We start from the raw sequence: 5,988 nt of genomic DNA on the forward strand, positions 1-5,988 counted from the left end.
TTCAAGCGTGTGAAGGGTGAAATCCCAGCGGTAAGGTGGAGATGAATTGGCTTTCGGTCAAGTACGTCTTTAGACATGCTAATTGACCGAACGCATGTTACCATAAGAGCATGAAGTGTTCTTTGAACTGGATATATGAGGTTGCATGGAGAAACTAATAATGCGAAAACCAAGCGAATCCTTCCATGCGTAAAATATCCAAGGTACGAAAGAAACTCCGATTCGTCGGACATCTAGGGCAGGAACTTCCCGAAGTAACGCTCATGGAGACGAAAGGTTGCTTTCGTCGTGGAAATGAGAAGCTCCCACTTCAAGCGAAGCTAAGTGGTGAGTAGTTCACTAAGTGTGTTTATACTGGACTTTTTTCTATACACCCAAAAATCCTATTATGAATTTAAATAATTTCCACTATAGATATTTCTAAGAATGTTATATACCATGAAAGGAGTAATTATGACTTCATTACAAAAAGTTTTTATTATAGTTATACTTTGTTTCGTAGTAGCCATTATAGCAACTTTTACTATGCCATTCTTGGGGAATGCGCTGCGTATGGTAAATGTACGTCCCATTTTTGATCTAACCATCTTTTTCATGTTAATCGTCTTGCTAAAAATTACAATTGATAAAAATAATTAGTTACTTGCAATAAAAATAAACGTTCTCTAAGATGATAAAATGAATAAAGACTCAAACAACTCGCTGTGAACTTTATAGCCATTACTCTTGCAATAGCTGTAATTCAAACATAACCAAACAATATTTTGATGGTTTTCATGATCTTGGATTTTACCTATGAGGCCATTAAAAGCTACTTCTGTATTGTGTGTCGTCAGGTGTGAAGTAAAAAACGTTGTATTCACTAGCTTAAAAATTATAATTTCATTTTCTTGGATGTCACTAATTTGAAAATGCCCCACGCCATTAAAGATACTATAAAACTTTCTAGCAAGGTTCTACCGCTTAATTTAACAGTTAAAAACGCACATATAATAAAAGTACCATTTCCTAGAATCGTTTGTATAGAACCCTCTTTCAATGTTAACGACCTCCTTTTTCCCTAATTGTAACAATTGAAATCTTTCTTTTCTTACAAAGATCACCACATGCCTTTAACTCGTCTCGATTATGATTGCAGGAGGTGTTTTTATTATGAGCAAAAGCTTGCTATGTATTGAATGTTTAGAAACACGATTTTCATCCTGAGTTTTTACTTATGTTTATTTTTATTTGTTTTATAAAAATTAGATCGAATCGCTTGATTTGTTTTAAAGGTTGGCAAAAAGAATGCGCAAGCCAGAAAAATACCAAAGAAATTAAAGGTTGATTCCCCGATATAAACCACTCCGTGCAATATATAGATGATTGATAATCCTATTACAAGCGTGATATTATCTCTTATATTTATTGCTTTTATTCTTTTTTCATCGTTATAATAAGATCTAATCTTTCTTGCTGTTAAATATAAATAAATCGCCAAAAATAGAAATACAATTAAAAGAACAATCCACCTGTTTTTTACTCCGAATAAATCAAACGATATAATGCCTCCAATTACTAATACAATTATTAAAACGTTAGAATACCCCATATAGACAATAGATCGAACACTTTTACTAGTTTCACTAGAAGATTTATCATTAACGTAATCATCAATCAAATCATTAAATTCTTCCTTTGTTAAGGAACCCCCTTCTACATCTTTTTGTTGAATATGACTTAACAGCTTTTTCATCCTCACTTCAACATAAATATTTATCATCATGAAAATGATGCCTACACCAAATAGATAAATATATGGGATATGAACTAAGTTACTTAGTGCAAAAAAATTAAAAAATAAAACGAAACACCGTGACAGAAAATCTATAATGGACAATTTCCTAACCGTTCCACTTAGTATCTTCTTTGAATTCTCTATCATTGAAGTTGTAAAGAGAATAGAGATAAAAGGGGTAAAAAACCACAGAGCTGCAATGCTATTTAATCCAAAGAGATATACAAGTAGGATCAGAATAAAATTGTTTATATGAAAAACTGTATTATAAAACATCAAAATATTTAGTTTTCTATTCATTTTTACATATTCCTCTCCATTATCTTACTCAAGATCCATATTTTACGAAAATGATACCACGTTAATTTGCTTCATACTTTACGTATACCATTTATTGTAATTGATAAAAATTAATTAGTTACTTATAATAAGAACAAACGTTCTAAAAGGTGATAAAATGGATAGAGAACTCAAACAACTCGCTGTGAACTTTATAGCTATGCCTCTTGCAATAGCTGTATTTAAACACGAACAACAATATTTTGATGGTTTTCACGATCCCGACTTTTATCTGGACTTTACGGATGAAGCCATTAGACTCATTGGAATAGATTTAGCTGCCACTAAAAGGCAACTGTATAGCCAATACCATTTGGATATTAAAAGGATTGGCAAAACCACATATAAGTGGCAGCATAAAAATAAAACTGGGGTTTGGGAATATACGCCATATCAACTGCGAGAAATGACCGCTAAAATTTGTACCAGATATTTATATAAGGCTGTAGGCTTTGAGCAAAAGAGAGCCACTTATGTTAATTTTATACCACCGGATGTGGAGTAATAAAATGTTGTATTTAATAGATTTAAAATTATTATTTCAATTTTTCGCCAAAAGGATCTATGTTTAAGATTTGCAAAAAGAGAAAGACTAAGTTTTTCTTTTTTTATTTTTTCTTGAGCTTTGAATTGTATTCACTCACATATTTTCTTTAAATATTGATTTTACTTTATTCTTTAAATCAATGTCGGTGGCTATACTGAATATGAAATCATTAAAGATATTTTGTATCCAATATGAATCTTCGGCTTTTTCATCACGCATGAATAGTGAAATAACAATAGAGTGCTCTGCGTTTTCTTTATACAGAGAAGAAGTTAACACAAATGGAGTTGCTCCTCCTTTATACCAGAAGTAATCATCTTGATTTCCTTTTATATTTTCCCCAATTAATATTTCACTAAATAATTTTTTCTCTTCATCACTAAGAATCTCTTTTCCAAGTTTATACATAAGGTCTACGTAATCCTTTGTAGTAGAAGATGGAAGCTTCTCAGTTATTAAATACTGAATTTTCCGACTCAACATTCGTGATGTTTTTTCTTTTAAATCTTCACATTCTCCTTGTTCCGTTTTCTTAAATAGTTCTTCTGATAATGATTGGTAGGAAGCGGACTTCATAGTTTGCATCTTTGTAGTTGCTATTTTCTTCTTATTTGATAAATATCCCGGCATTAATACGGAAGGCGTTAGATAAGTGATTTTATCGTGTGTATTAATTTGCAAATCTCTTAAGCTCTCATTAATAACATCTAACCCAATTCTATTCATTAGATAATCTGTACAAGCATTTGAACTAAATTGCATCATTCCTTTAGCTACGTCTAACAATGATACTTCACTAGAATTATCTATTGATTTTTTCCATTCAGGATGTGCCCCACCATCAGTATTTACAACATAAAACTTGTCAATATAGCTGAGACTCACTTTTTCAGATAAAGAAAGTTTACAGGTTGTAACCAATCTGACAAAATTAAAAGCAATTATTATCTTTACTGTACTTGCCAGTGGAAATTTAACATTTTGATTAAATGTTAAAGTGTCATGTCCATCTTCTTTTATAGTGATTGATAAGTTATCTTTATGTTTCTCTAAATATTCTAGCAAATCATATTCATTATTCTTTAAATTTCGTTTATACTGTTTTATACCAACAAGAAAACTTATAAAAACCATAACAATTACTATTAACGATAATATTATAACGACCATAGTTTCTAGTCACCTACCTTTGTGTCTTCTCTCGAACACACATTATTTCACTAGCGTTGCATTGATTAAAACAAAATATTAAAAACACCCTAAATATTCACTAATTTACATTTTTTGGCTCTCTTAAGAAAAAATATTAAAACTGAAATTACGACGTTATTTATGCAACGCTAGTGAAAAAGTATATCTTCTTTTGCTTTTGTCAATTTGACTCTTTTAATAATCACATGTTCTTTCTTTGCATTCCTCTTTTATTTCAGGAAATTCATTCCCTTCGGATATCGAACCAACTCTAAAGTTACTTTGATAATCAATGCCGATAGAGAAAGTCGCTTCTTTATTATTATTAACTATTCCGCTAATTACCATTCCTCCCATAGGAGTACTATAATCACCTTTTTCAAAATCTACTGTACGGATATCTTTATAGTTATTTTTTAAAAACCTTTCAACTGATTCTTCAGCTTTACGAATTGTTTCATCATCAAAATCTTCATGATTTGAGTTCACAATGCAACCTCCTAATAGTATAATTGTAATAATAAAAATTGTTGAAATGAACAGTTTTTTCATTCGTACCACATCCTAACTGATTAACTAATATCAAAAGATGGAGGACGAAATGATGGCGAATTCTTACAGCAAAATCCAGAGTAATTCTTAATAACTCCAGTTATCTACCTTATTTCAACAAATTTAAAATAAAAAGCTTGGAACAAAAAAATGCATTCTCAAAGCTTTTGAGAGATAGAACAGGTGACCTTATATCAATAATATACTAGGAGTTTTATTTTATATGTATCATATCTTCTTCTAATAGTCGCAAACCTTTCCTTCACGTTTTAGAGTAATCTGTAAAAACTACATATGTTTCCAAGCAACTATCAACAGCAAGATTTTATAGCATTTTGGGTAGATTTCAATAATTACAGTCTTTTTCTTTACATTGCTCTTTTTCTTCCGGAAAATTCTTGCTTTTTACCACAAGACTTCTAACCTTTAATTTATCAGTAAAGGTTATAGAAAATTCTTCATTACCATTAACTTTACCATCAACTGTCATACTTCCCATAGGCGATTGATATAGCTCACCTAATTCAATATCTTCGACGCCATGATAATTATTGATTAAATAACTCTTAACAATTGACTTTGCTTTTTCTGATGTTTCATCATCATAAGTTTTTTGACTAGAGTTCACATTACAACCTCCTAATAGTATAATAAATATAATTAAAACAATATTAAATATTTTCAAAGCGGTTCACCTCATCTAATTAAAATAATAAGGGGCAGGATAAATTGAATAATCACATTAAAGATTTAGAGGCTGCTACTATATCTGAAAATACATATCAAGATGACGTTCTACAAATAAAAATAAAGATAAGTGATGACGTAAAAACTTCTTGGTATCCTATCGAAACCATTAAAAGCGCTGATACTGGATTAGACGGTTATGTGCTCAAAAACCCCGCCACAAATGAAATCGTTATCAGTTTCAGGGGCACAGAGCCAGATTCTCTTAAAGATTATGAAGAGGATCTTCATGGAATTATTCTTGGTGATTCCGATTATACCAAAAAAGAATATGGAAAAACACCTTATTTAGGAACTCCATCTCAAGACGCAGCTTTAACAACGGGGAAAGCGAAACTCAACTCCAAAGATAAAACCCTCACGTATACCAACAAAAATCAATTTACAGAAGCTGAACAGGTTGTTGAAAAATATGTAAAGAAACATGGAGCAAATAACATCGTTTTTACAGGACATTCTCTAGGTGGAGGTCTTGCTCAGTATTTCGCTGTCAAACATGACTCAAACGCTGTTACTTTTGCTGCAGCTGATGTGTTTAATCTTTTATACAAAGAAGATCAGAAACGAGCTTTAAATGGAGAATTTAAAGATAATATTATTTCTTACACTTACCCTGACGACCTCGTTGGAACTTTTTATAACCAGTCGGTTGGCTCCGTATACTATGTCGGCGACCCAGCAGATAACAACGGAAAAACCCTTAAGACACATGGTATCAAGAACTATTTAAGTGAAGAGATGTTTAATGAAGAAGGATATTTACTCCCGCACCTATTATATGGTGAAAAAATCCGGGGACAGTTACTATCTTCTCCACTGGAATTAAAAAACAGTG

General features: G+C 31.4%; 7 protein-coding genes. 3 read left to right on the forward strand and 4 right to left on the reverse strand.

Translation table 11 applies throughout. The features are described 5' to 3' along the window. The first annotated feature begins 185 nt into the window (after positions 1-185). Complete coding sequence (locus tag HLX49_RS16795; protein WP_176087306.1) at positions 186-335, forward strand: hypothetical protein; 150 nt, start codon at positions 186-188, stop codon at positions 333-335. Positions 336-1,210: 875 nt separating this feature from the next. Here the strand turns inward: HLX49_RS16795 and HLX49_RS16800 are convergent. Then, complete coding sequence (locus HLX49_RS16800) at positions 1,211-1,879, reverse strand: hypothetical protein (RefSeq protein WP_296363337.1); 669 nt, start codon at positions 1,877-1,879, stop codon at positions 1,211-1,213. A 355-nt stretch (positions 1,880-2,234) separates the two neighbouring features. On the opposite strand from HLX49_RS16800, the gene HLX49_RS16805 reads away from it, so the two are divergent. After that, positions 2,235-2,621 (forward strand): YhjD family protein, encoded by a 387-nt coding sequence (locus HLX49_RS16805; protein WP_296363339.1) that lies wholly within the window; start codon positions 2,235-2,237, stop codon positions 2,619-2,621. A 135-nt stretch (positions 2,622-2,756) separates the two neighbouring features. Here the strand turns inward: HLX49_RS16805 and HLX49_RS16810 are convergent, their stop codons facing one another. From HLX49_RS16810 to HLX49_RS16820, 3 genes are all read right to left on the reverse strand, one after another. Next, positions 2,757-3,797, reverse strand: a complete 1,041-nt coding sequence (locus tag HLX49_RS16810; protein WP_296363341.1) for a serine hydrolase — start codon at positions 3,795-3,797, stop codon at positions 2,757-2,759. Between the two features lie 252 nt (positions 3,798-4,049). After that, on the reverse strand, positions 4,050-4,343 hold the full coding sequence (locus HLX49_RS16815) for a DUF1433 domain-containing protein (protein WP_296363344.1): 294 nt from the start codon (positions 4,341-4,343) through the stop codon (positions 4,050-4,052). 409 nt (positions 4,344-4,752) lie between these two features. Further along, positions 4,753-5,034 (reverse strand): hypothetical protein, encoded by a 282-nt coding sequence (locus HLX49_RS16820; protein WP_077703354.1) that lies wholly within the window; start codon positions 5,032-5,034, stop codon positions 4,753-4,755. A gap of 101 nt (positions 5,035-5,135) precedes the next feature. Between HLX49_RS16820 and HLX49_RS16825 the strand changes: the two genes are divergently transcribed. Further along, the coding region (locus HLX49_RS16825; RefSeq protein ID WP_296363346.1) for a Tle-like phospholipase domain-containing protein at positions 5,136-5,988 on the forward strand (853 nt) is incomplete at its 3' end.

Source organism: Virgibacillus sp. (genome assembly GCF_013393565.1).
GTDB lineage: Bacteria > Bacillota > Bacilli > Bacillales > Amphibacillaceae > Virgibacillus > Virgibacillus dokdonensis.